The 21,701-nt window shown below is 69.7% G+C and carries 17 protein-coding genes; 15 read left to right on the top strand and 2 right to left on the bottom strand.

What is annotated here, in order from left to right; translation table 11 throughout:
- Window positions 1-76 precede the first annotated feature (76 nt).
- The 4 genes from IEY56_RS06615 to IEY56_RS06600 all read left to right on the top strand — a co-directional run bounded on the left by IEY56_RS06615 (window position 77) and on the right by IEY56_RS06600 (window position 6,690).
- Window positions 77-718: a helix-turn-helix transcriptional regulator gene (locus IEY56_RS06615; RefSeq protein WP_078895817.1), complete on the top strand. Its 642-nt coding sequence runs from the start codon at window positions 77-79 to the stop codon at window positions 716-718.
- A 371-nt stretch (window positions 719-1,089) separates the two neighbouring features.
- Window positions 1,090-3,780: a VWA domain-containing protein gene (locus tag IEY56_RS06610; RefSeq protein ID WP_229711662.1), complete on the top strand. Its 2,691-nt coding sequence runs from the start codon at window positions 1,090-1,092 to the stop codon at window positions 3,778-3,780.
- A gap of 52 nt (window positions 3,781-3,832) precedes the next feature.
- Window positions 3,833-4,597 (top strand): Pvc16 family protein, encoded by a 765-nt coding sequence (locus tag IEY56_RS06605; protein WP_189036116.1) that lies wholly within the window; start codon window positions 3,833-3,835, stop codon window positions 4,595-4,597.
- Window positions 4,594-6,690 (top strand): ATP-binding protein, encoded by a 2,097-nt coding sequence (locus tag IEY56_RS06600; protein WP_189036115.1) that lies wholly within the window; start codon window positions 4,594-4,596, stop codon window positions 6,688-6,690. The genes IEY56_RS06605 and IEY56_RS06600 overlap by 4 nt, the downstream gene beginning before the upstream one ends.
- 44 nt (window positions 6,691-6,734) lie before the next feature.
- Here IEY56_RS06600 and IEY56_RS06595 read toward each other — a convergent pair whose 3' ends face one another.
- Together IEY56_RS06595 and IEY56_RS28305 are read right to left on the bottom strand one after the other, a co-directional pair.
- The gene (locus IEY56_RS06595; protein WP_189036114.1) at window positions 6,735-7,091 is read right to left on the bottom strand and encodes a hypothetical protein; all 357 of its coding nucleotides are present in this window, start codon (window positions 7,089-7,091) and stop codon (window positions 6,735-6,737) included.
- 14 nt (window positions 7,092-7,105) lie between these two features.
- Window positions 7,106-10,687, bottom strand: coding sequence for a phage tail protein (locus IEY56_RS28305; RefSeq protein ID WP_229711661.1), 3,582 nt, complete (start codon window positions 10,685-10,687; stop codon window positions 7,106-7,108).
- Window positions 10,688-10,958: 271 nt separating this feature from the next.
- Between IEY56_RS28305 and IEY56_RS06585 the strand changes: the two genes are divergently transcribed.
- From IEY56_RS06585 to IEY56_RS06535, 11 genes are all read left to right on the top strand, one after another.
- Window positions 10,959-12,497: a phage tail sheath family protein gene (locus tag IEY56_RS06585; protein ID WP_189036113.1), complete on the top strand. Its 1,539-nt coding sequence runs from the start codon at window positions 10,959-10,961 to the stop codon at window positions 12,495-12,497.
- A 154-nt stretch (window positions 12,498-12,651) separates the two neighbouring features.
- Window positions 12,652-13,095 (top strand): phage tail protein, encoded by a 444-nt coding sequence (locus IEY56_RS06580; protein WP_189036112.1) that lies wholly within the window; start codon window positions 12,652-12,654, stop codon window positions 13,093-13,095.
- Window positions 13,095-13,556, top strand: a complete 462-nt coding sequence (locus IEY56_RS06575; protein ID WP_189036111.1) for a hypothetical protein — start codon at window positions 13,095-13,097, stop codon at window positions 13,554-13,556. The genes IEY56_RS06580 and IEY56_RS06575 overlap by 1 nt, the downstream gene beginning before the upstream one ends.
- Window positions 13,553-13,693 (top strand): DUF6760 family protein, encoded by a 141-nt coding sequence (locus IEY56_RS06570; protein ID WP_175439794.1) that lies wholly within the window; start codon window positions 13,553-13,555, stop codon window positions 13,691-13,693. The genes IEY56_RS06575 and IEY56_RS06570 overlap by 4 nt, the downstream gene beginning before the upstream one ends.
- Window positions 13,694-13,871: 178 nt before the next feature.
- Window positions 13,872-15,524: a hypothetical protein gene (locus IEY56_RS06565; protein ID WP_229711660.1), complete on the top strand. Its 1,653-nt coding sequence runs from the start codon at window positions 13,872-13,874 to the stop codon at window positions 15,522-15,524.
- Between the two features lie 114 nt (window positions 15,525-15,638).
- Window positions 15,639-16,070, top strand: coding sequence for a phage tail protein (locus IEY56_RS06560; RefSeq protein WP_045865548.1), 432 nt, complete (start codon window positions 15,639-15,641; stop codon window positions 16,068-16,070).
- Window positions 16,071-16,073: 3 nt separating this feature from the next.
- Window positions 16,074-16,976: a CIS tube protein gene (locus IEY56_RS06555; protein ID WP_229711659.1), complete on the top strand. Its 903-nt coding sequence runs from the start codon at window positions 16,074-16,076 to the stop codon at window positions 16,974-16,976.
- Window positions 16,977-16,985: 9 nt separating this feature from the next.
- The gene (locus IEY56_RS06550; protein WP_189036109.1) at window positions 16,986-18,929 is read left to right on the top strand and encodes a VgrG-related protein; all 1,944 of its coding nucleotides are present in this window, start codon (window positions 16,986-16,988) and stop codon (window positions 18,927-18,929) included.
- Window positions 18,930-19,021: 92 nt separating this feature from the next.
- Window positions 19,022-19,297 carry a PAAR domain-containing protein gene (locus IEY56_RS06545; RefSeq protein WP_045865545.1) on the top strand — a complete coding sequence of 92 codons (276 nt, stop codon included), beginning with the start codon at window positions 19,022-19,024 and terminating at the stop codon, window positions 19,295-19,297.
- 1 nt (window position 19,298) lies between these two features.
- Window positions 19,299-19,709, top strand: a complete 411-nt coding sequence (locus IEY56_RS06540) for a GPW/gp25 family protein (RefSeq protein ID WP_189036108.1) — start codon at window positions 19,299-19,301, stop codon at window positions 19,707-19,709.
- A complete protein-coding gene (locus IEY56_RS06535) occupies window positions 19,706-21,700 on the top strand; it encodes a putative baseplate assembly protein (RefSeq protein WP_189036107.1) in 1,995 nt (664 codons plus the stop codon). Before IEY56_RS06540 ends, IEY56_RS06535 begins: the two co-directional genes overlap by 4 nt.
- Window position 21,701 lies beyond the last annotated feature (1 nt).

The raw sequence follows: 21,701 nt of genomic DNA, 5'->3' as shown, positions 1-21,701 counted from the left end.
GGCAGCGACTGGAAGAGAGACCGATTGCACATAGGCAGGCGCACCGGCGCCTGACTGAGGGGGAGGGAAGCACGGGATGAACCAGCACACTTCCGTGGACCGCGTGACCGTCGACGTACGGGCCCAGGACCCGATCTCGCAGGCGGGTCTGGCCAGCCATCTGCGGACGCGGCCCGAAGTGCGGCTCGTGGACCAGGACGCGGAGGAACCGCCCGAAGTGGTGGTCGTCGTCGCGGACGCCGTCGACGAATCGGTGTTACGGGCGTTACGGCAGATCCACCGGACCAGCGCCGCGCGGGGGGTGCTGGTCACGACGCACATCGACGAGCAGCAGCTGCTCAGCGCGGCCGAATGCGGCTTCGTGGGGATCGTACGGCGGGCCGACGCCACGCCGGAGCGCCTGGTGAAGGTCATCAAGGCCGTGGCCAACGGGGAGGGCCATGTGCCGCCGGACCTGCTCGGCACGCTCCTCGAACAGGTGGGCAAGCTCCAGGGGGAGGTGCTGGGGCCGCGCGGACTGAACTTCACGGGCCTCGCCACGCGGGAGATCGAGGTGCTGCGGCTCGTCGCGGAGGGGTGCGACACGGCCGACATCGCCCTCAAGCTCGCCTATTCGGAGCGGACCATCAAGAACGTGCTGCACGCGGTGATGACGCGGCTCAACCTGCGGAACCGCTCGCACGCGGTGGCGTACGCGCTGCGGCAGGGGCTGATCTGAGCCCAGAGCTCGGCCCTGGGGCCCTGAGCACGAGGTGACGGGGAGCGTCTGTCCGCTGCGGCGGCGGGCGCTGGCCCCGGTCCCGACACGTGTGTGAGAGGCGCGAGTTACGGGACCAGGAGGGGCGGTGGAGGTACAGAGGGGGCACCCGCCGGACTCTCTGCGACACGCATCCGGCCTCGATGCACGTTCGGGCACGGGCCCGTACCCGAAGGGTTGGCTCCCTTCCGCTCTCCACCGGCGGGGCTCGCGGGCCAGGGTGAAGCGCGCATCTGCGGACCACAAGGGGGGCTTCTGTGCGGGGTGTTCAGCGCCTTCGACGACCCGGCGCGGCGGGACGGCGCACCGCGGCAGACTCCGTCAAACGGCTGTTGACCGGGACTGCCGCACTGCACATCGGCGCACTGACACTGGTACTGGTCCTGGCGATCAGCTTCCTGCCCGGTGTCGTGGCGTGGTCCAAGCCAGGCGACCGCGGTCCGAGCGTCACCCCCGACCGCGTCGAGGAATCCCTTTCGCCGGGCGAGTCGCTGACCGTCGAGAAGAAGGTGCGCACACCCGTCGTGCCCCCGCGGCCCGACGTCGTGATGCTCGTCGACGGCACGGGCAGCATGGGGCCGCCGATCGCCGACGTGCAGGAGAACCTTCGGAGCATCACCCAGTCGGTGACCGACGAGCAGCCCGACGCCCGCTTCGCCGTGGCCACTTACGGCGACGTCACCGACGGGCCCCGCGCCTACACGGTGCTTCAGGGCCTCACCGACGACATGGACGACGTCCAGAACGGCGTCGACCGCCTGGACACCGACCGCGGCTACCAGAGCAACGGCCCGGCCGAGGACTGGATCAACGCGCTGTGGCAGATCGCCCACGGCAGCGGCGGCCAGACCGAGTTCAGGGAGGGCGCCAGTCCCGTCGTCGTCCTCGTCGGCGACGCCTCCAGCCACGACCCGAGCCTCGGCCACTCCCTCGGCGACACGACAAGTGCTCTGCGCGAGGCGGGAGTTCGCGTCCTCGCCGTCGACGTGGAGACGGAGCTGGGCGACGGCCTCAACGGGAACGGCGACAACGGCAACGGGGACGAGGACAACCAGGACCCGACGCACGAGCCGAACCAGGCGACGAAGGTCGTGGAGGAGACCAACGGCGAGCTCTTCGAGGGCATCGACGGCGACAAGGTCTCCGACAAGGTCGTCGAAGGCCTCACCAACCTTCCGACGACGATCAGTTACCAGACCCTGGACTGCGATCCGTCCCTGTCGGTCACCCTCGAACCGTCGACGAGCACCGTGACCAGTGGCAAGACGGCCACGTTCACGGAGACCGTCAAGGCGGACAAGGACGCGCCGCAGGGCACCGACCTGGAGTGCACGATCCAGTTCCTCGCCGACGGAAAGCTGCCGGACGGCAGTGCACCGGACGCCGTCGTCGAAGACGCGGCCGCCCACCAGAACCGCGACCCGTATGTGGCGGGACTGGAGGGCGCAGACGCGGGACCGGGCGCGGGCGCCGACTCGGGCGGCCGAGCCATCGTCGGTGCGGCGGCGGGCGCGGTCGGCGGCGCGGACGGGACGGCCGCCGCTGGGGCTGCGGCCGGGCTCATCGCCGGCACGGGCGACTCCGAGGGCGGCCTCATCGCGGGCGCCGCGGTCGGCGGCGTCGGCGGCGCGGACGGCGGCCTCATCGCCGGAGCGGCAGCGGGCGCGATCGCCGGCACCGGCGGATGCGACGGCAGCACGGTCGGCCTGGTGGGCGGGGCGCTCGCGGGACTGACGGGCGGCGACACCCTGGGCGCGCTCGGCGGCCTGCTGGGAGGGCTGCTCGGCGGCGGGTCCGGTGACGGATGCGACGACGGGGGGCCTGGTGACCCCGGGGATCCGGGCGGGCCGGGGCCGGGACAGCCGGGCGGGCCGGAGGGAGGCGACCCCGGTGGACCGGAGGGCGGCGACCCCGGTGGGCCCGAAGGACCAGGTGATCCGGAAGGGCCCGGCGGTGGCCCCGAAGGACCCGGCGACCCCGAAGGACCCGGTGACCCGGAAGGTCCCGGCGACGTCGAAGGACCCGGTGACCCCGAAGGTCCCGGAGGCGACCCTGAAGGACCGGGCGGCCCCGGAGAGCCCGTGCCGGACTACCAGGAGGTCATCACCATCACCGTCGAGGACGTCGACGCCCCCGAGGTGACGGTGGACGACCGTACGGTGGAAGCCCCGGGCAAGTCCGGAGCCGAAATCGACTTCCCCGCCACGGCGATCGACGCCGTCGACGGCGAACTCCCCGTCAGCTGCGAGCCGGAGTCCGGCTCTCGCTTCAAGGTCGGTACGACGAAGGTCACTTGCGAGGCCACCGACTCCGCGGGGAACACCGGCAAGGACACCGCCGAGTTCACCGTGCTGGCGCCGCCCGTGCCGAACGAGGCGGACGTCGCGGTGGAGACGAGCGTCGTGCCCGCCAAGAACTACGTCGGCAGGCAGACCGTCGCCCGCTTCGTGCTCACCAACGCGGGCCCCAAGACGGCCGAGAACGTGGTCGTCACGGCCGAGTGGCCCAAGCCGGACAAGGCGAAGCGCCGTGCCCTCGGCCCCCTTACCGGCTGCACCCTCAGCTCCCCGTGCAGCATCAAGCCGGGCGCCCGGCTCGTCGTGGCACAGGCAGCCGTCTACCGCGAGGCGGAGAGCGGCGACTTGAAAGCCACCGTCAGCGGCGCCCCCAGCGATCCCGACCGGAAGGACAACAAGGACAGCGCCCATCTCCGCATCCTGCAGCCGAAGTTGACGGTGACGCCGAAGGCCGGACCGCCCGGCCAGGCCGTACTGGCTCGCGGCAAGGACTTCCCCCCGGGCAGCACGGTCAGCCTGACGTGGAAGCCCGGCATCACCGCCGCCCGCTCCCCCGTACGGGTCGGCCGGGACGGGGAGTTCGAGGCACCGGTGCTGGTACTGCGCAAGGACCAGATCGGTCCGCGAAAGCTGCGCGCCGACGTCCGTGCGCTGGCCCGACTGCAGAAGCCGTTCCTGGTCGTCCACCGGCACCTGGAACCACCGGACTTCGCGGGGAGGGGCTGAGCGCATCTCGACGGAAGGGCAGCGCGACGACGCTTAGCTGGGAGGAAGCACCGTGATCCACGAGGTCGACGAAGCGCTGCGCGCCCTGTTCCGCGCGGAGCCGCTGGAGGGCGGGCAGATCGCCGTCGTCTTCGACGCGCCCACCCGCGACTGGGCGGCGACGGTCAACGCCCCTACGGTGAACCTGTATCTGTACGACATCCGCGAGCACATGCAGCTCCGCGAACGCGGCCTGCACAACCAGTACGACGAGCAAGGCATCGTCGTGGCCCGCCGCCGCCCGCCCCGCTACTTCAAGCTGTCCTACCTGATCACGGCGTGGACGAAGCGACCGGAGGACGAACACCGTCTGCTCTCCTCGCTGTTGACATGCCTCCTCCAGTACGAGGCGCTGCCTGCCGAGCGGTTGACCGGGACCCTCGCGGAGATCGGTGTCGCCGTCCCGATGACGATTGCGCTGCCGCCGCCTTCGGACCGCTCGTTCGCGGACGTGTGGAGTGCGCTGGGCGGCGAGTTGAAGCCGTCGCTGGACCTGGTGGTGAGCGTCCCGGCCACCGCGTCCCCCGTCTATCCGGCCGGTCCGCCGGTCAGCGACGAGGGCCTGCAACTGGGCTTCTTCGACGCCCCGCCGCCCGACGAACGGCCGGGGAACGAGCCGACGGCGTACCGCACCGCACCCAACGGCGTGAAGCAGCCGATCTACGGCACGCGCCCGGGTGCGCCACCCCGCGCGGCCGACGACGGAGCAGACACTGAGCCCCGTGCGCGCACGCGTCGCGGCGGCATCGCCTCCCGCATCTCCGAGGGCGGCGAATGACGCGGGAGACTCCGCCCGGGGGCCCGGAGGGCGCCGACGGAGCCAACGGGGCCGAACTCGACGTCTCGCTGCGCCATTTGCTGGCCCGCGCCGTCATCATCGAGGAACGCGTCCGCCGGGCGGTGGAGCTCCGACGCGCCACCGACCCCCACCCGGACGACGAGTTCCGCGGCCTCTACCTCAACGACGAGGCGGTGCTCCGGCTCCTGGAAGAGGGCCGCTCCCTCCCCGCCCCTTCCGAGACCGAGCGGGACCGGCTGTCGGAGGCGGAGTCCGGCGCAGACGCCACGTCCCGACTCCACGCCCTGGCCCGGGAGTTCGCCCTGTCGGCCCTGGACGTCGACATCCTCCTCATCTCCCTCCTCCCCGACCTCGACGAGCGCTTCGAGGCCTTCTACGGCTATCTCAACGACGACGTGACGCGCCGCCGTCCCAGCGCGGGCCTCGCCCTCGGCCTCTGCGGCATGCCGCCGGCGGACTCCACCGCCCGCGCCCGTCTCCACCCGCTCTCCCCGCTGCGGGCAGGAGGGCTCCTCCTCGTCGAGGAACCCGAACGGCCGTTCCTGGCCCGCGCGTTACGCGTCCCCGACCGCGTGACGGCCCACCTCCTCGGCGACGACACCCCGGACCCGCGCATCGCCGATCTGCTGGTCCCCCGCCCGGACGTCCCCGGCGTCGGCGACCCGGCTCCCCTGGCGCGCGCCCTCGGAGACGGCGTCCGGCTGGCCTACCTCCGGGAGGACCAGGGCGGCGCGGGCACCTCACTGGCCGCCTCGGCGCTCATCCGCTCCGGCCGCACGCCCCTCGGCGTCGACCTGCACCGCCTGGCAGAGGACCCGAACACGACAGAGGCGGTACGCGTCCTGACACGTGAGGCGCGGCTGACCGGCGCGGGCCTGGTCTGCGGCCCGGTGGACGCACTCCTGCCGGAAAAGGTCGCCGCCATCCGGCAGTTGGCGGAGGCAGACGCCCCGGTGATCCTCGTGGGCCGCGCGCCCTGGGACGCATCGTGGTCGAAGCACCCCCCGCTCCTCCTCCAGGCCCCGCGAGTGGAACCGACGGCCAGAGCGGGACTCTGGAAGGCGTCGTACTCCGGGGACGTCCCGTCGGACCTGGACCTGACCCGGACCCTCTCCCCGTTCCTCCTCACTCCGGACCAGATAGCGGGCGCGGCCCGCGCCACGTCACAGACGGCAGCGCTCAGCGGCAGCGGACTCACCCCGGACCACGTCCGCGCAGGCGCCCGCGCCCAGAACGCCGCGGGCCTCGACCGCCTTGCCCGCCATATCGAACCGGCCGTCGGCTGGGACGACTTGGTGCTCCCGCCCAATCCCCTGGCTCAGCTCCGCGAGCTGACGGCCCGCGCCCGCCACCGCGACCGCGTACTCGGCGAATGGGGCATGCGCCCGGGCGGCGGCCGCGGCCGGGGCGTCACGGCACTCTTCGCGGGCGACTCGGGTACGGGAAAGACGATGTCCGCGGAGGTCATCGCGGCCGACCTGGGCCTGGACCTCTACACGGTCGATCTGTCGACGGTCATCGACAAGTACGTCGGTGAGACGGAGAAGAACCTGGAGCGCATCTTCACGGAGGCCGCCGGCATCAACGGTGTCCTGCTCTTCGACGAGGCGGACGCGATCTTCGGCAAGCGCTCCGAGGTCAAGGACGCCCACGACCGCTACGCGAACGTCGAGAGCGCGTACCTGCTGCAACGCATGGAGACGTTCGACGGGCTCGCCATCCTGGCCACGAACCTCCGCGCCAACCTGGACGACGCCTTCACCCGCCGCCTGGACCTGGTCATCGACTTCCCCCTACCGGAAGCGGCGGAGCGCCTGGTCCTCTGGCAACGCTGCCTGGCCCCGCTCCTCCCCCACGCGGAGGGCCTGGACCTCGACTTCTGCGCGGAGTCCTTCGAGCTTGCGGGCGGCAACATCAGGTCCATCGCCATCACAGCTGCGTACCTTACGGCGGAGTCCGGGTCGCCGGTGGCGATGCGGGACTTGATCCACGCGGTGCAGCGGGAGTACCAGAAACTGGGCCGCCTAACTCTTGCCTCGGAGTTCGGACCCTATCTCGCCCAGTTGAGTTGAGCGGACAAGCGCACAAGCACGCTCGTGGCAATAGATTCCGCTGCTCAGCCACTCGGGTAGTTCAAATGACTCCGAATTCCTACCTGATCCAGCGCGCCGACGAAATCATCCACGGATCTCGCAGTAAGTGTCCCTTTCCTACTCTCAAGGATTTCACAGAAGCGAGATTCCTGCTCTCCCGCAAGCGGGGCGACCCAGAAATAAAACTCCCCTTGATCGCCTGGGTCACGCACAGGAGTCAGAGTGATCAACAGCAATCCAGCCTCGACGTCCTCTGTAAGGCGAATTGAGTTTTCTCGATTCACGAAGAGCAGGTCAAGAAAGTTTAGCTTTTCGGAGATTTCAGAGGCGCTGACCCAGCCATTTCGAGTCAGGTCCTGAAAAATGATTGCCCGTGACACTGAACCTCCCCAAATTACATCGTGAACGTCACCTGACCGACGGCACGCCTCAGCTCATCTGCATATTTGTCATTTCGACCAAACATCATGCGTATGAAACCGGTCAGGTCAGCGCTACTGATAGTGCCCGCTTTATAGGCGTCGAAAACCTCGTCGAAAGACGGATCATGCAGTGTCAACACGCGCTGCTCTATCCCGGCAGCTCGGAGCACCTGTATCCCCTTTACTCCACCCTCACGAGGGCCAGTGCTCGGAACAGGCCGGCGGAAGGTGAAGTCAACTTCACCTCCCGAATATAGCCCTATAGAGCTCGTCACAACTCTGAAGTTGGGATGCCAGTCGCCTCGGACGGAGGCCTGAAGATTGCGCATCAGCGTGGCACAAAGGGGGCACGGGCTTCGGGTTACTTTGATCATCAGGCTGGCCCCCGGTTTCCCTCCGGGGGAATCACGTGAGAGAATATTAACGGCGGGGAGTAGGCGCTGCTGTTCGTCAGTGAATTTGGATATGACTTCTTCTTCCGCGTGCCAGCCACGATGGTTAGCGTCTCGGACAATCTCTGGAATCGGCTTACTTCCATTTGGATTATCCTTGAAGTACTTAGTCACGGCCTGTTTGAACTTTCGCGAGGTCGCCCGACTCTCCCCTCGGATGCTCTCGCTATAGCCATCAGATCGCCCTAGCGTTCCAATCGCGATTGTCGGGACTCGTGCGGTAATCCAGCTATACTTTCTGGCACCCTTCTTGCTTCCGAAGGCCTCTCCGTATAGATCCTTGACTCGAAATCGCGAACTCAGCGCACTTACAAGCGCCCTGAGAAACCAGAGAGTCATAACAGGTCGCGTCGGACTCGCAGTGATGTTCACGATGGACTCATCACCGGAGGGCGAATTTATCGATATAGCCTTTAGTCCGTGCTTCTTGAATTTTCTTAAGGCTCGCCCAACTACCTGCCGCGCTTCCTCAACGGAACACTCTTCAAGCTCTTGGCTCTTCAGATAAGCAGTTACGAGTGCATCTACTCGCTGGTCACGCTTACGACTTCCCTTTTCCTCCTTACCCTCCTTTCCTCTCCCCTTCAGTTTCCGCCACAGCTTTTTCCCAGCCCTGACAATCTTGTCCACGATCTTGTCGATCGCCCTGTTAACCGGCTTGGACGCCTTCTGGATAACCTGCTTGACCTTGTTGGCAAGCCCACCGATGCCGAGCAGCGAAGCCAACAACCCGATCAACAGCGGGATGCTCGCTGCTAACGCCGTCTCGACCATCTTGGGTACGCCCGCCGCGCCGCCGTTCGCTATTTCGATGACCGCGTCGAGGACCGCGTTGACGAATTCGACAATCTGGGCGCCCTGGTTCACCACGAACGAGACGATGTCGATGATTGCTTTTACTGCGCGGACGAAGGCGGAGGCCGGGTTGAGCAGGGAGACGATCCAGGTGATGCCCGCGATGATGACCGTGGGGATCAGGTAGGACTTCAGGTCCTCGAGGATCGTGGACTTCAGGTCGCCGACCTGTGCGGAGATCTCGTCGGCCGCGCCGGACGGGCCTTCCTTCGCGAGTGCCTTTGCTACCGGCACCTGGGACTCGACCGCGTCCATCGCCTTGTCGGGGACGCCCTTGCGGGTGACGCGGGCGCGGATGTTGTCCCAGGTCAGGCCCAACGTGGAGGCGATGAGCTGGATGATGCCCTTGAGGTCGAACTTCGCCGGGAGTTCGATGCCAGCCTTGACCGCCGTGCCCAGCAGCCAGGCGACAAGACCCTTTTTCAGGTGGTCGGCGATGTTGCTGATGAACAGCTCCAGGCCGGCGCCGACCGCCTTGACCAGGTTCTTCAAAAAGCCGACCGGGTCCTTGATGATTTTCATGATCGCGCTGGCGGCCTTGGCCAGGATTCCCAGCAGCAGATCCTTGAGCTCGTTGATGGTCTTGATGACGCCGACGATCGCGTCCTTGGCCTTCTCGATGAGGCCCTTGTTGGCTTCCTGGAGCTCCTTGATCCGCTCGTCGACCTTGTTGAGAGCCTCGGTGTACTTCGTCGCCAGGTCCGACACGAGCTGCTTGGACTTGTCGTTGACCTCGGACTCCAGGTCGTCGAACTTGCCGGCGAAGTCCTTGGCGGCTTCCTGCCCGTACTTCTTCAGATCCTGCGGAAGCTTGTCGACCTCCGCCTCGAGCTGCGATCGGCCCTTTTTGATGCGTGTCTTCGCCTTGCCGAGCTCGGCGCCGATCGTGTCCGCGATCGAGGAGATGACGCCCTGCATCTTGTTCACGTAGAGCTTGCGGGAGTGCTGGTAGAGCTGGTTCGCCTCGTCCGGGAGGCCGGCGAACTTGTCCTTGACCCAGCGGGCCTTGCCCGTCAAGCCGGAGTACCGCTTGTCCTTGTACTCCTTCATGCGGCGGGACTGGTCGGCCTCGAAGGCCTTGCGGGCTGCCTGCTCTCCCTTGGTGAACTGGTCGTCGACCTTCTTGTCCAGTCCGTCCAGGATTCCCTCGACGTCCTTCTTCGTCGCGTCGAAGACCTTCTGCAGCTTCGCTGTGACCTGCTCGCGCTTCTGCTCGTCCTTGGACTTGGTCTCGCTCTTCCCGCCCTCGACCTGCTTCCCGGCCTCGCCCCGCTTGGCCGTCATCGCCGCCATCGCCTTGGTGCCCTCGGCGGCGGCGCCCTCCTTGGCCGCGGCCAGCTGCTCCTTCTCAGCGCCTCGGGCCTTGTCCGGTGCCTTCGCCGAGTCCGCTTCCGCCTTCTTCTTCTCCCCCAGCGCGGCGTCGAACTCCGGCTCGTTGCCCTTCTTCAGCTGCTCCTCGGTGACTTCGGCGTCCGCCATCGCCTTGTCGTTGGCCTTCGGGCCGTCGGAGAAGTCCGTGACCTCGGGCGGCTGCTTGTCCGGGACGGCGCCCTCGGCATCGGGGGCGCCCGGGTTCGCCGGCGGTTTGTCCGGCGACATCGGCTTGACTTCTTTTTCCTTGGCCGCGGACGTGTCGGGGTCGGCCTTGGTCTCGGACTCGATGTCCTTCGCGGAGGTCTTCTTGCCGTCGGAGACCTTCCCGTCGACCTGCTCCTTGACGTTCTCGGCCTTGCCCGACTCCGAGAACTTCTCCGCCTCGTCCAGGTTCTTCGGCGCCTGGTCGGCGATGGCCTTGTTGACGGCGTCGATGAAGGCCTGCTTGTCGAACTCCCCGGGCTTCGCCTCGTCCATCTTCTCGGAGTTGGCGACCTTGCCCTGGGCTTCCTTGTCGTCGTCCGGCGCCTTCGCAGCGTCCTGCGCCGACTTCGACTCGCCCTCCGCGGGCGGATGTTGAGCGACCTTCTGCTTCTTCGCCGCCACATCCGAAGTCACCTTGTGGAAGCCCGGCGCGCTGGACGGCGGCGGCTTGACCGGTGCCGTGTAGCGCTGCGCGACGAGACGCGAGACCGCCGCGTTGCCGGCAACCCCCTGCAGGCGCTGGAGACTTCGGCGGTCCAGGCCCCTACCGGATGTCGTGGGGGCTGCCGGTGCCGCCGCCTCGGCGGTCTGCTGTACCGTCGCCGAACGCCCCGTCTCCGGCGGAGACTTGGCAGAAGCCTTCGCGGACTTCTCCGGGGCCGTCTTCACCGCGCCACCCGGCCGGCACCGCCGACCCCGTGACCCGTACGCCCCCGACCGATACACCCGGACATGGCCGCCAGCATCGCCACCGGCAGGGGCACTCAGCTCAAGCGCGCGTCACGGCAACAAGGCACCGCCCGCTGCACCTTCGGGCACGCGGTCTTGTACGCGGGGGCGGCCGAAAGCCCTTTCAGATGATCCAGGGCAAGAAGAAGAATCGCCTGCGTTTCCCGACCAAGGTCAGGACTTCGAGGTCCAGGTCAAGGAGGAGCGTGGCATGCCGTCGTACCTGTCGCCGGGCGTCTATGTCGAAGAGGTGGAGTCCGGCTCCCGCCCGATCCAAGGTGTGGGGACGTCGGTCGCCGCATTCATCGGTTTCGCGCAGAAGGGCCCGCTGAACGAGCCCACGCTCATCACCAACTGGACGCAGTTCACCACGGTGTTCGGCGATTTCGTCGAGGGGACGTACCTCGCCACGTCCGTGCACGGTTTCTTCGCCAACGGCGGCGGCATCTGCTACGTCGTACGCATCGGCGGCACCGACCAGGAGGCAGGCAAGGAGCTTCCTGCCGGCGCCCAGGCGCAGTTGGGCCCGTATGTCGTACGGACGCTCCCCGGCGTGACGGGTGAGATCACCGTCGAGGTGACCGACCCGGACGAGGAGGACCCGCCGCGGGACGTCTTCACCCTCGTCGTGAAGCGGGACGGGCGCGTCGAGGAGACGTACCCCTCCGTCACGGCAAAGCGCAGCAAGGAAAACGTCGCGACGAAGGTGAAGGCCCAGTCGTCGCTGATCTCGCTGGAGGAGCCCGGCAAGGGCGCCGCACCGGCGCGCCCGGAGGCGCAGTCGGTGACCCTGGCTGCCCCGCCGGTCGTGGGGGCCGGCGGGGCGTCCGCTCCCGACGACCTGTCGACGGACTCCTACGTGGGCGACCCCGACCAGCGCACGGGCCTCGGCGGGCTGGAGGCCGTCGACGACGTGACGATGGTCGCCGCGCCGGACCTGATGAGCGCCTACGAGCGCGGTGTGCTGAATCTGGAGACGGTGATCTCCGTCCAGCAGGGGATCATCACGCACTGCGAGGCGATGGGCGACCGCGTCGCGATCCTCGACACCCCGCCCGGTCTGAGCCCGCAGCAGGCGCGCACGTGGCGCATGGAACGCACCGGCTTCGACTCCAAGTACGCGACGATGTACTACCCGTGGATCAAGGTGTTCGACGCCGGTGCCGGACGCAACACCCTCATCCCGCCGAGCGGCCACATCGCCGGTGTGTGGGCGCGCAACGACGAGACGCGCGGCGTGCACAAGGCCCCGGCCAACGAGGTGCTGCGCGGCGCCGTCGCACTGCAGACCCAACTGACCAAGGGCGAGCACGACTTGCTCAACCCGATCGGCCTGAACTGCATACGGGCGTTCCCCGGTCGCGGCATCCGCATCTGGGGCGCCCGGACCCTCTCCAGCGACCCGGCGTGGCGGTACCTGAACGTGCGGAGGCTCTTCAACTACCTGGAGGAGTCGATCCTCGAGGGCACGCAGTGGGTCGTCTTCGAGCCCAACGACGACGCGTTGTGGGCGCGGGTGCGGCGGACGGTGTCGGCGTTCCTCGTCAACGAGTGGCGCAAGGGCGCCCTGTTCGGCCTCACTCCCGACGACGCCTTCTACGTGCGGTGCGACAACGAGACGAACCCGCCGGAGAGCATCGACAACGGCCAGGTCGTCTGCGAAGTGGGCGTCGCCCCGGTGAAGCCGGCGGAGTTCGTGGTGTTCCGGCTCGCGCAGCTCTCCGGCGGTTCCGGCGCCGTGGACGAGTGACCCGACGACGAGTGGCCGGACGAGGGACCACCGCGTCCAAGTCGGGGCACAGCGACAGCCGTTGACCGGCGCCGAGGACTGACAGCCGAGGCCGGACAGCACCACTGATCCCGCCACCAGCAACGACGTGAGCGACGCAGGCAAGGAGGCCGGCATGCCACTCCCCGATCTCGACAGTTCGGTCGGGCATTCCTTCGGACTCGAACTGGACGCCGTGCTCATCCGGCAGATCACCGAGGTCAGTGGTCTGAAGATGGAGCAGGACGTCATCGAGCTGAAGCAGAACAGCACGGACGGCAAGTACGCGATCAAGAAGCTGCCCGGGCGTCCCAAGGCCGGCGAGGTCACGCTCACCCGCGGTCTGACGGAGGACAACAGCTTCGAACGATGGATCAAGGACTCGCGGTTCGGGCGGATGCAGAGCGCCCGGCGCCACGGGGCCATCATCGTCTACGACTACGAGGGCGTGCCGATCAAGCGCTACAAGCTCATCAACGCATGGCCCAAGTCCCTTGAGATCAGCACTCTCAAGGCGGGCGACACCTCAGTGCTCACGGAGAAGCTCGTGATCACGTACGAGAACATGGAAGTCGACTGATGCGGCGTACGAACACCGCGGTCGCGCCGTCCCGGACCGACTCCCCTGAACCGGCTGCCGGCGGCTCGCCGTCGCCGCGTCCGGAAGCGCTGCGCACGGAGTTCCCCTTCGAGCTGCCGCGCGGGTACGTCGACGAGTCGGGCACCGTGCACCGTACGGGCGTGATGCGACTGGCCACCGCCCGGGACGAGTTGATCCCGCTGCGGGACGACCGGGTGCGGGAGAACTCGGCGTACCTGTCGGTGGTGCTGATCTCGCGTGTGCTGGTGCGGCTGGGCACCGTCGAGGACGTCCATCCGGGCATCGTGGAGGACCTGTTCGCCTCCGACTTGGCCTTTCTGCAGGACTTCTACCGCCGTATCAACGCCGAGGGCCACTCGCGGGCCGCCGTGACCTGCCCGTCGTGCCAGGAGAGCTTCGCGGTGGACCTCGCCGGCGGTGGTCGCCTGGGGGAATCGTGACGTACGCGGCCGACCGCATCCACGAGGAAGTCGCGTACGTCGCTTACCACTTCCACTGGTCGCTCGACCAGATCCTCGATCTGGAGCACGCCGACCGCCTGCGGTACGTGGAGCAGATCGCCCGGCTGGGCGGCTGACGGCGACGACGCGAGACGAGCGAGAGTGAGGGGGAACGAGAAAGCGATGGGACTGCTGTCCTGGCTGACCGGCCGCCGAGACGGTGCGGAGACACCGGCCGGCGCGCCGTCCGCGCGCGCGGAGACGCAGCCGCCGGCATCTGCGCCGAGCGTTCCCGCATGGGGTGAACTGCCACCAGTGCAGCGTGCGTTGACGGCTCCCGGCCTCCTCACCGACCCGGTGGGCTTTCGCGGCTCGCTGAGTGCCTGGCAGGACACCACCTTCCAGAAGCCGCTCGGCCATCTCGTCAGTCCGGAGGCGCCTTCCGGGCTCGGTCACGGGCTCACCAGCGCGTTCACCGTCAGCCGCGACGCCGAAGAGGAGCCGGGCGTCCCGGAGTTCGCCTCTCGGAGCGCCCACGGCAGCGGCGCCACCAGCCCCGTGCCGATCCAAAGAACCGCTGTCGAGACGTCGTTGGCGTCCGCCCGCCCGCTGCAGACCTCGCTGCGGGAGCTGCCGCAGCTGACGGTCGCTCCACGTCCGAGCGCCACGGCCAGTGCGAGCGCTAGCTCTGTCGACACGTCGACCTCCGCTTCCGCTCCCGTACAGCGCTCGGTCCCACCCGTGACGGCTGCCCCGACGACCGCCGCGGCCACCGACGAGGGCCCCACCGACACTCCCCCGTCCGGAGTTCCCAGGTCCCGCGGGCTGGGCCTCGGCGAGCCCCTGCACAGCCTGCCGCCTACCGCACAGAGGGCCGCGGCAGCCCATACCCCTCAGCCGGTCGCGCCTCTCAACCAGCCGACAGCACAGGCGGGTTCGCAGTCCTTACCGTCCGACGCCGAGGACACCGGCACGACGCCCCGGCCGCTGCTCGGTGACGACCCGCTGACGACGGTCTCCCGGACGGAGGAGACCTCCGCGGAGACGGGAGAGAGCCCGGCGTCGCAGGGACCGGCCCCGGCGCCTGCCGCGACGTACGACCCCGTTCCCCTTCAGCGGGCGGCCGAGGACGGTACGCCCCTGCCCAGCCTGCCGACTCGAAGTCCCGAGCAGGTCGCGCCGCTTGTCGCCCAGCGCTCCGTCCAGTTGTTCTCGGGGGCAGAGGTCCCGTCGGAGACTCCGACCGGCTACGCCCCGTCGGCTCCGCTGAACGACACCCCTCCGGCCGTCCCCGTCCGGTGGAGCGAACCCGAAACCCACACCACTGGCAGCGCCCGGACAGCGAGCCCGTTCGTCCCGGCCGGTGGTGATGCGCCGAGCGGGGTCACGCCCGTACAGCGAACCGTCACGGCCCAGCCTGAGGCCCCGGGCGCTGCCGCCGCGCACGCTCCCGTCGTCGGCCCCGTCACCACCCCGAAGCCTCCGGTCCAGCGCCTGGCCCAACGCACCCCCGTCAGCGCGCCGTTGCGCGAGCCGCGCGGCGCCTCCGTACCACCCCCCGACGCCGGTGCCGTGGCCGTAGCTGCCGGTGTGGCGCAGCGCATGGCGGACGGCTCCGTCGTCTTCCGCTCCCCGACCGTCCAGCGGGACGCCGACTCGGACGCTCCCGCCACGGACACGGCAGCCGAACCGCCGCCCCCGCCGCACGTCCCCGACGACCCCGTCGACCCGCCCCCGGAACCGGAGCCCGAGCCGGAGCCGGTGTCCGACGAGGGCCACGGCCCCGCCGCTCAGCCCGGCCGACCGGACGCTCACGGCCCCCCAGGGTCGCCGGGCGGACCGGGTGGCGCACCGAAGGTGACGGACGAGCTGGTCAGGGCGCTGTTCGCCCCGCTGAGCCGCATGCTCAAGGCGGAGTTGCGACTGGACCGTGAGCGGGCGGGCTTCCTCATCAACACACGGCACTGAACGGCACACGGCACGGACCGACGCCCGACCGACAACCGAACACCCCACCGCACCAACCGACTTACCGACTGACCGACACCGAGCCCGGGACGAGCCGGGAGAGAGGAGCTGGGCATGCCGGCCACCGACGATCCCGCGGTCAGCGTCTGCTTCGTCGTCACCATCGACGACATCGAGCTCGGTTCGTTCAACAGCTGCCAGGGCCTTGGCGCCGAGGTGGTGCTGGAGCCGCGCGAGGAGGGCGGCAACAACCACCACATCTGGCAGCTTCCCACGCGGCTGAAGTACCCCAACGTGAAGTTGTCGCGGCCCCTTACGCGCGACACGGAGAAGGTGGCCCGCTGGTTCGCGTCGATGACGACGGGCTTCAGCCGCAAGACGGCGCACATCGAGGCGCGTACGGGTGACGGTCAACCCGTCGCCCGGTGGGGGCTGTTGGAGGTGGTGCCGGTGCGCTGGACCGGGCCCGTGCTCAACGCGGAGCAGCCGAAGGTGGCCGTCGAGACGATCGAGATCGCCCACCACGGCTTCGTGATGGAGGGTTGAGCGATGAGCACGCCGGTCGCGTTCAGCGCCGCCGCTTCGGGTGGCGGTGCCGCCGCCCGGGCGGCAGGCGGCAGGCCGAAGTTGGAGCACGCGTACCTGGAGCTGCGTACGCCGCCGCCCGGGGGCAGCCTCACGCCGGGCGGTCCGTGCGGGCGCATCGACTTCCAGTTCAATCCGAAGGAGTTGAGCCTGACCAAGGCGGCGGCGTGGAAGCGCAGCCCGGCAAAGGGGGCGAAGAGCGCCGGCCCGCCGGAGTACCAGGGGCCGCAGCCCAGCAAGCTCACGGTGGAGATGTTCTTCGACGCGAGCGACACGCAGGACAGCAGCGTCGTGAAGTCGGTGGAGCAGCTCTTCGCCTGCTGCGTGCCGACGAGCGAGACGCGGCAGCAGCAGCGTTCGTCACCTCCGTGGGTCGTCTTCCACTGGGGCGGTCTCACCGGCTTCCCCGGTTACGTCAGCCAAGTGCAGGTGAAGTACACGCTGTTCACCACGTCCGGGGTGCCGATCCGGGCGGTGTGCCAGGTGACGATGGAGGAGATCACCGGTGAGACGCCCGGCCAGAACCCCACGTCGGGCTCCCTCCACGCCCGTCGGGTACACCGGGTGCAGACGGGCGACACGCTTCCGCACCTGGCCTGGCAGGAGTACGGCGATCCGACGGCGTGGCGCGTGATCGCCGAGGCCAACGGCATCGACGATCCGATGCGCCTGGCCGGTGGACGGGAGTTGCTGCTGCCGGCTCTGGACGAGCTGGACCGCCTCCAGTCCGCGCCGCACGGTCCGCAGCCGCTCCGGGAGGCCGGCCGGGAAGCCCTGCCGGGACGTCCGGGGAACCCCGCCCTGCCCTCGGGTGTCCCTCCGCGGTACTCCGGCGCGGCCCTCGGCACCGGCACCGCGGGGAGGTGAGGCGGGGTCATGGCCGGACAGAGCGTCGCGAAGTCGGTGGTGGTGGAGTTCGAAGGGCGCGCGCTGCAGCCCGCGTTGGCGAACACCCTCGTCGAGGGGTACGTCGACGACAGCCGCACGCTGCCCGACCTGTTCGTGCTCCGCTTCCGCGATCCGAGCCGGACGCTGCTGGAGAAGGCGGGCGTCAAGGTGGGTACGCCGGTGCGGCTGCTGGCCAGGGCGGGGAGCACGTCCACTCAACCGCTGCTGACGGGCACCGTCACCGCCTTGGAGCTGGAGATCGACGACACCGGGACGTTCACGGTGGTGCGCGGCCTGGACGAGTCGTACCGCCTCTTCCGCGGCCGCCAGGTCGCCAGCTACCAGAACATGACGCTCTCCGACATCTGCGCCCGCGTCGCGCAGCGTGCGGGGTTGAGGCCCGGCAAGGTCGACGTCGCCGGGCCTGTACGCGAGCACGTGGCCCAACCCAACATCTCCGACTGGGAGTTCCTGCGTGCTCTCGCCGAGGAGGCGGGTGCGCAGATGCACGTCGCCGACGGGCAGGTGCACATCACGAAGCCCGCCGAGGCGGCCGGTGCGCCGGGCGTCTCGGCGCGGGCCGCCCGCGAACCACTCGTGCTGGAGATGGGCGACAACCTGCTGCGCTGCCGGGCGGCGGTGTCCGCGGCGGAGCAGGTCTCCACCGTCGAGGTGCGGGGCTGGGACGTGAAGGCCAAGCAGGCACTGGTGGGGCGGGCGCCCGCGGGCAAGACGGGCACGCTGGAACTGGGCGTGACCGCCGCGCAGGTCACCGAACCGTTCGGTGAGGCCGGCTTCGTCGTCAGCGACGCCGCGTACGGCACGCAGGCCGAGGTGGACCAGGCGGCGAAGGCCGTCGCGGAGCGCATCGCCGGGTCCTTCGCCGAGCTGGAGGCCGTCATCCGGGGTAATCCGCAGGTGCGGGCGGGCGGAGCGGTCACGCTGGCGGGTGTCGGCGCGCCCTTCGAGGGCCGCTACACCGTCACCTCCTCCCGGCACGTCTTCGACTCCCGGCGCGGCTACGAGACGTGGGTGACGGTCTCCGGCCAGCAGGAGCGGACGCTGTTCGGCCTGACCGGCAACGACGGGCGGGGAGCAGCGGGCGGTGCACGCTGCACGGGGCTGGTGAACGGCACGGTCACCGACACCAAGGACCCGGAGGGCCTCGGCAGGGTCAAGGTCCGCTTCCCGTGGCTGTCCGACGAGTACGCGAGCGACTGGGCCCGTACGGCGCAGGCGGGCGGCACGGGCGGGGGCGAGGCGTTCATCCCGGAGGTGGACGACGAGGTGCTGGTCGGCTTCGAACAGGGCTTCCTGGACCGGCCGTTCGTCCTGGCGGCGCTCTACAACGGGCAGGACAAGCCCGGAGGAGGTGGAGGAGCGGGCGCCGGAGGCGGTGCCGGTGGCGGCGGTGTGACGGCTGCCGGGGGCCCCGGCGGCGCGGGAGGCGGTTCCGGGAACGAGGACGGCGAGTCCGTCGACCCGACCACCGGCAAGGTCAACAAGCGGGCGTTCGGCTCCAAGAGCGGCAACAAGCTGGAGGTCCTGGACGCCGCCAACGGTGCGCAGGGCGTGCGGCTGGTGACGGGCGACGGCAAGCTGAAGCTCGCTCTGGACCGCAAGGGCACGACGATCGTCCTGCACAGCGACGGAACCGTCCAGATCGACGCGAAGGAGAAGGTGTCGATCGAGGCAGGGAACGGAGTCGCTCTCGACGCGGGGGACGGCGCTCTCGAACTCTCGGGGAGCTCCGTGAAGTTGACCTCGCGCGGCGGCGTGGACGTCGACGGCGGCAGCGGCGGCGTCAAGCTCACGACCGGCGGCGCCATGGAGGTCAAGGGCGGCCGGGTGACCGTGTCCGGCGACACCCGCACCGAGGTCAAGGGCGGTCAGACCGTCACCGTCAACGCGCCCATGGTGCGCCTGAACTGAGTGCCTGAAGCGATCCTGCGAGCCCCTTCGAGCCCGGCCGAGCCGCGCGGGAGTCCCCCGGGACTCCCGCGCGGAGAACAGGAGGAGAGCCAGTGCCCCAAGCAGCACGCGTCGGCGACCCCACCGGGCACCCCGGCACCGTCGGTCCCCCCGGCGTTCCCAGCGTGCTCGTCGGCGGCAGGCCCGCCGCGACCGTGGGCACCTCGCACCAGTGCGCGTCGCCCGCCGCCCATCCGCCCGGTCCCCTTGTGGGGCCCGGGAGTTCGAGCGTCCTCATCGGAGGCAAGCCCGCGGCACGCGTCGGCGACAAGGCCGGCTGTGGCGCCGCCGTCACGTCCGGGTGCCCGACCGTCCTGATCGGAGGATGAGGTGGCGCAGCAGTTCGTCGGCCGCGGCTGGGCGTTCCCGCCCCGTACCGACGCGACCGGAAGCATCGCCCTGGTGGGGGGTGACCGGGAGATCGAGGAGGCCATCAGGATCGTGCTGGGCACCTCCCCCGGTGAGCGGCCCATGCGGCCCGAATTCGGCTGCGCGCTGGGCGAGTACGTCTTCGCTCCTGCTGACGCGGCCACCGCCGGGCAGCTGTCGTACGAGGTGCGTCTGGCGCTGGAGCGCTGGGAGCCCCGTATCGAAGTCGCGGACGTGGCCGTGCGGTTCGACGGCGCCGACGACGGCGTCCTCTACATCGACATCAGCTACGCGGTGCGCGGCACCAACGATCCGCGCAACCTCGTCTTCCCGTTCTATGTGATCCCGCAGCGCGAGGAGGGCGGAGCATGACGCTCCCCAGTCCCAACCTGGACGACCGGCGCTTCCAGACTCTGGTCGACGAGGCCAAGCGGCTGGTGCAGCAGCGCTGTCCGGAGTGGACGGACCACAACGTGTCCGATCCCGGGGTGACGCTGATCGAGGCGTTCGCGTCGATGGTCGACCAGCTCGTCTACCGCCTCAACAGGGTTCCGGACAAGAACTACCTGGCCTTCCTCGACCTGATCGGCGTGCGGCTGTATCCGCCGACGGCGGCGCGCACGGACGTGACGTTCTGGCTGTCCGCCCCGCAGCCGGAGCCGGTGCGCGTCCACGCGGGCACGGAGGTGGCGACGCTGCGCACCGAGACGGAGGAGGCGGTGGTCTTCACGACCCGGCGGGAGCTGTCGGTGGTGCCGTGCTCGTACGCGCACCTGGCGACGTCGCCCGGCTCCGGACGTGCCACGGACCGGTCGGAGGAGCTGACGCTCCAGCGGGACGTGACGTGCTTCCAGACCACGCCCGTGCCCGGCGACTGCCTGTACATCGGCCTGTCCGGTCCCGTGCCCGGCTGCGTGCTGGTGCTGCGGCTCGACTGCCGCGTGGAGGGCGTCGGCGTAGACCCGCGCCGGCCGCCGCTGCAGTGGGAGGCGTGGGACGGCGAGAACTGGGCGCCCTGCGACGTCGACAAGGACGACACGGGCGGCTTCAACAAGGCGGGCGAGGTCATCCTGCACATGCCCGCCACGCACGGCGTCACGACGGTCGCCGGACATGCGGGCGGCTGGGTCCGCTGCCGCCTCGTGGAGGCGGTCGACGGGCAGCCGACGTATCTGCAGTCGCCGACCGTGCGGGGCGTGACGGCGTTCACCATCGGCGGGACGGTCGAGGCCGCGCACGCCGAGACCGTCCACGAGGAGTCGCTGGGGCTCTCGGAGGGGGTTCCGGGGCAGCAGTTCCACGTCGCCCGGCCGCCGGTGGTGCAGGACGAGGAGCCGTTCACCGTCGAGGTGGCCGAGGGTGAGGGCTGGGTGGAGTGGACGCGTGTCGACAGCTTCGCGCACTCCACTCCCTCCGACCGGCACATCACGCTCGACCCCAACTCGGGCCGCGTGGAGTTCGGTCCGGCCCTGCGTGAACGGGACGGCAGCCTCCGGCTGAACGGGGCCGTGCCGCCCAAGGGATGCCACGTCCGGGTACGGCGTTACCGCACGGGCGGCGGGAGTTCGGGCAACGTGGCCCGCGGTGCGCTGCGGGTGCTGCGCAGTTCGCTGCCCTACGTGGCGCGGGTGGAGAACCGCCGTCCCGCCCAGGGCGGCGTCGACGGGGAGAGCATGGACAACGTCCGCGTGCGGGGCCCCATGACGCTGCGTACGCTGCACCGCGCGGTGGTCCCCGCGGACTACGAGCAGCTGGCGGCCGAAGTCGCCCCGGACGCCGCCCGCGTGTGCTGCGTCCCGGTGGGCGCCTCCGGTGCGGACGGGCAGGACGCCCGGCAGGGCGGCGACGCCTCCGGCCAACAGGGCGGCGGGGTAAGGCTGCTGGTGGTCCCGGCCGGCAGCGGCGACGCGCTGGGACGTATCGAATTCGGGCAGCTGAAGCCGCCGGAGGACACCCTCGCCACGATCGCAGCGCATCTGGAGTCGCGGCGGCCCATCGGCGCCCGGCTCATCGTGGGGCCCCCGTACTACCAGGGCGTCACGGTCGTCGCCTCCGTCCAGGCGGTGCGGGGCGCCTCCCACGAGCGGCTGCGCGACGAGGCGCTGGCGGCGCTGTACGGCTACTTCAACGCGCTCACCGGAGGTCCCGACGGGCACGGCTGGCCGTTCGGGCGTCCGGTGCACTCGGGCGAGGCCTTCGCGGTGCTCCAGCGGGTGCGCGGCGTCGACCTGGTGGAGGACGTGCGGCTCTTCCCCGCCGACCCGGTCACGGGCGAACGCGACGAGGCCACCGACAAGATCGCCCTCGACCGGCACGCCCTCGTCTTCAGCTACGAGCACCAGCTCCGCGTCCGGGAGGCCTGAC

Origin of the sequence: Streptomyces daqingensis (genome assembly GCF_014645895.1) — a bacterium.
Taxonomy (GTDB): domain Bacteria; phylum Actinomycetota; class Actinomycetes; order Streptomycetales; family Streptomycetaceae; genus Streptomyces; species Streptomyces daqingensis.
This window is presented reverse-complemented; position numbering and strand designations above follow the sequence as displayed.

Bases quoted from the DNA above. Each gene is read 5' to 3' on its own strand.
- IEY56_RS06560 (WP_045865548.1), top strand. From the start codon at position 15,639: ATGCCGGCCACCGACGATCCCGCGGTCAGCGTCTGCTTCGTCGTCACC.
- IEY56_RS06535 (WP_189036107.1), top strand. From the start codon at position 19,706: ATGACGCTCCCCAGTCCCAACCTGGACGACCGGCGCTTCCAGACTCTG.
- IEY56_RS06600 (WP_189036115.1), top strand. From the start codon at position 4,594: ATGACGCGGGAGACTCCGCCCGGGGGCCCGGAGGGCGCCGACGGAGCC.
- IEY56_RS06580 (WP_189036112.1), top strand. From the start codon at position 12,652: ATGCCACTCCCCGATCTCGACAGTTCGGTCGGGCATTCCTTCGGACTC.
- IEY56_RS06575 (WP_189036111.1), top strand. From the start codon at position 13,095: ATGCGGCGTACGAACACCGCGGTCGCGCCGTCCCGGACCGACTCCCCT.
- IEY56_RS06615 (WP_078895817.1), top strand. From the start codon at position 77: ATGAACCAGCACACTTCCGTGGACCGCGTGACCGTCGACGTACGGGCC.
- IEY56_RS06555 (WP_229711659.1), top strand. From the start codon at position 16,074: ATGAGCACGCCGGTCGCGTTCAGCGCCGCCGCTTCGGGTGGCGGTGCC.
- IEY56_RS06585 (WP_189036113.1), top strand. From the start codon at position 10,959: ATGCCGTCGTACCTGTCGCCGGGCGTCTATGTCGAAGAGGTGGAGTCC.
- IEY56_RS06550 (WP_189036109.1), top strand. From the start codon at position 16,986: ATGGCCGGACAGAGCGTCGCGAAGTCGGTGGTGGTGGAGTTCGAAGGG.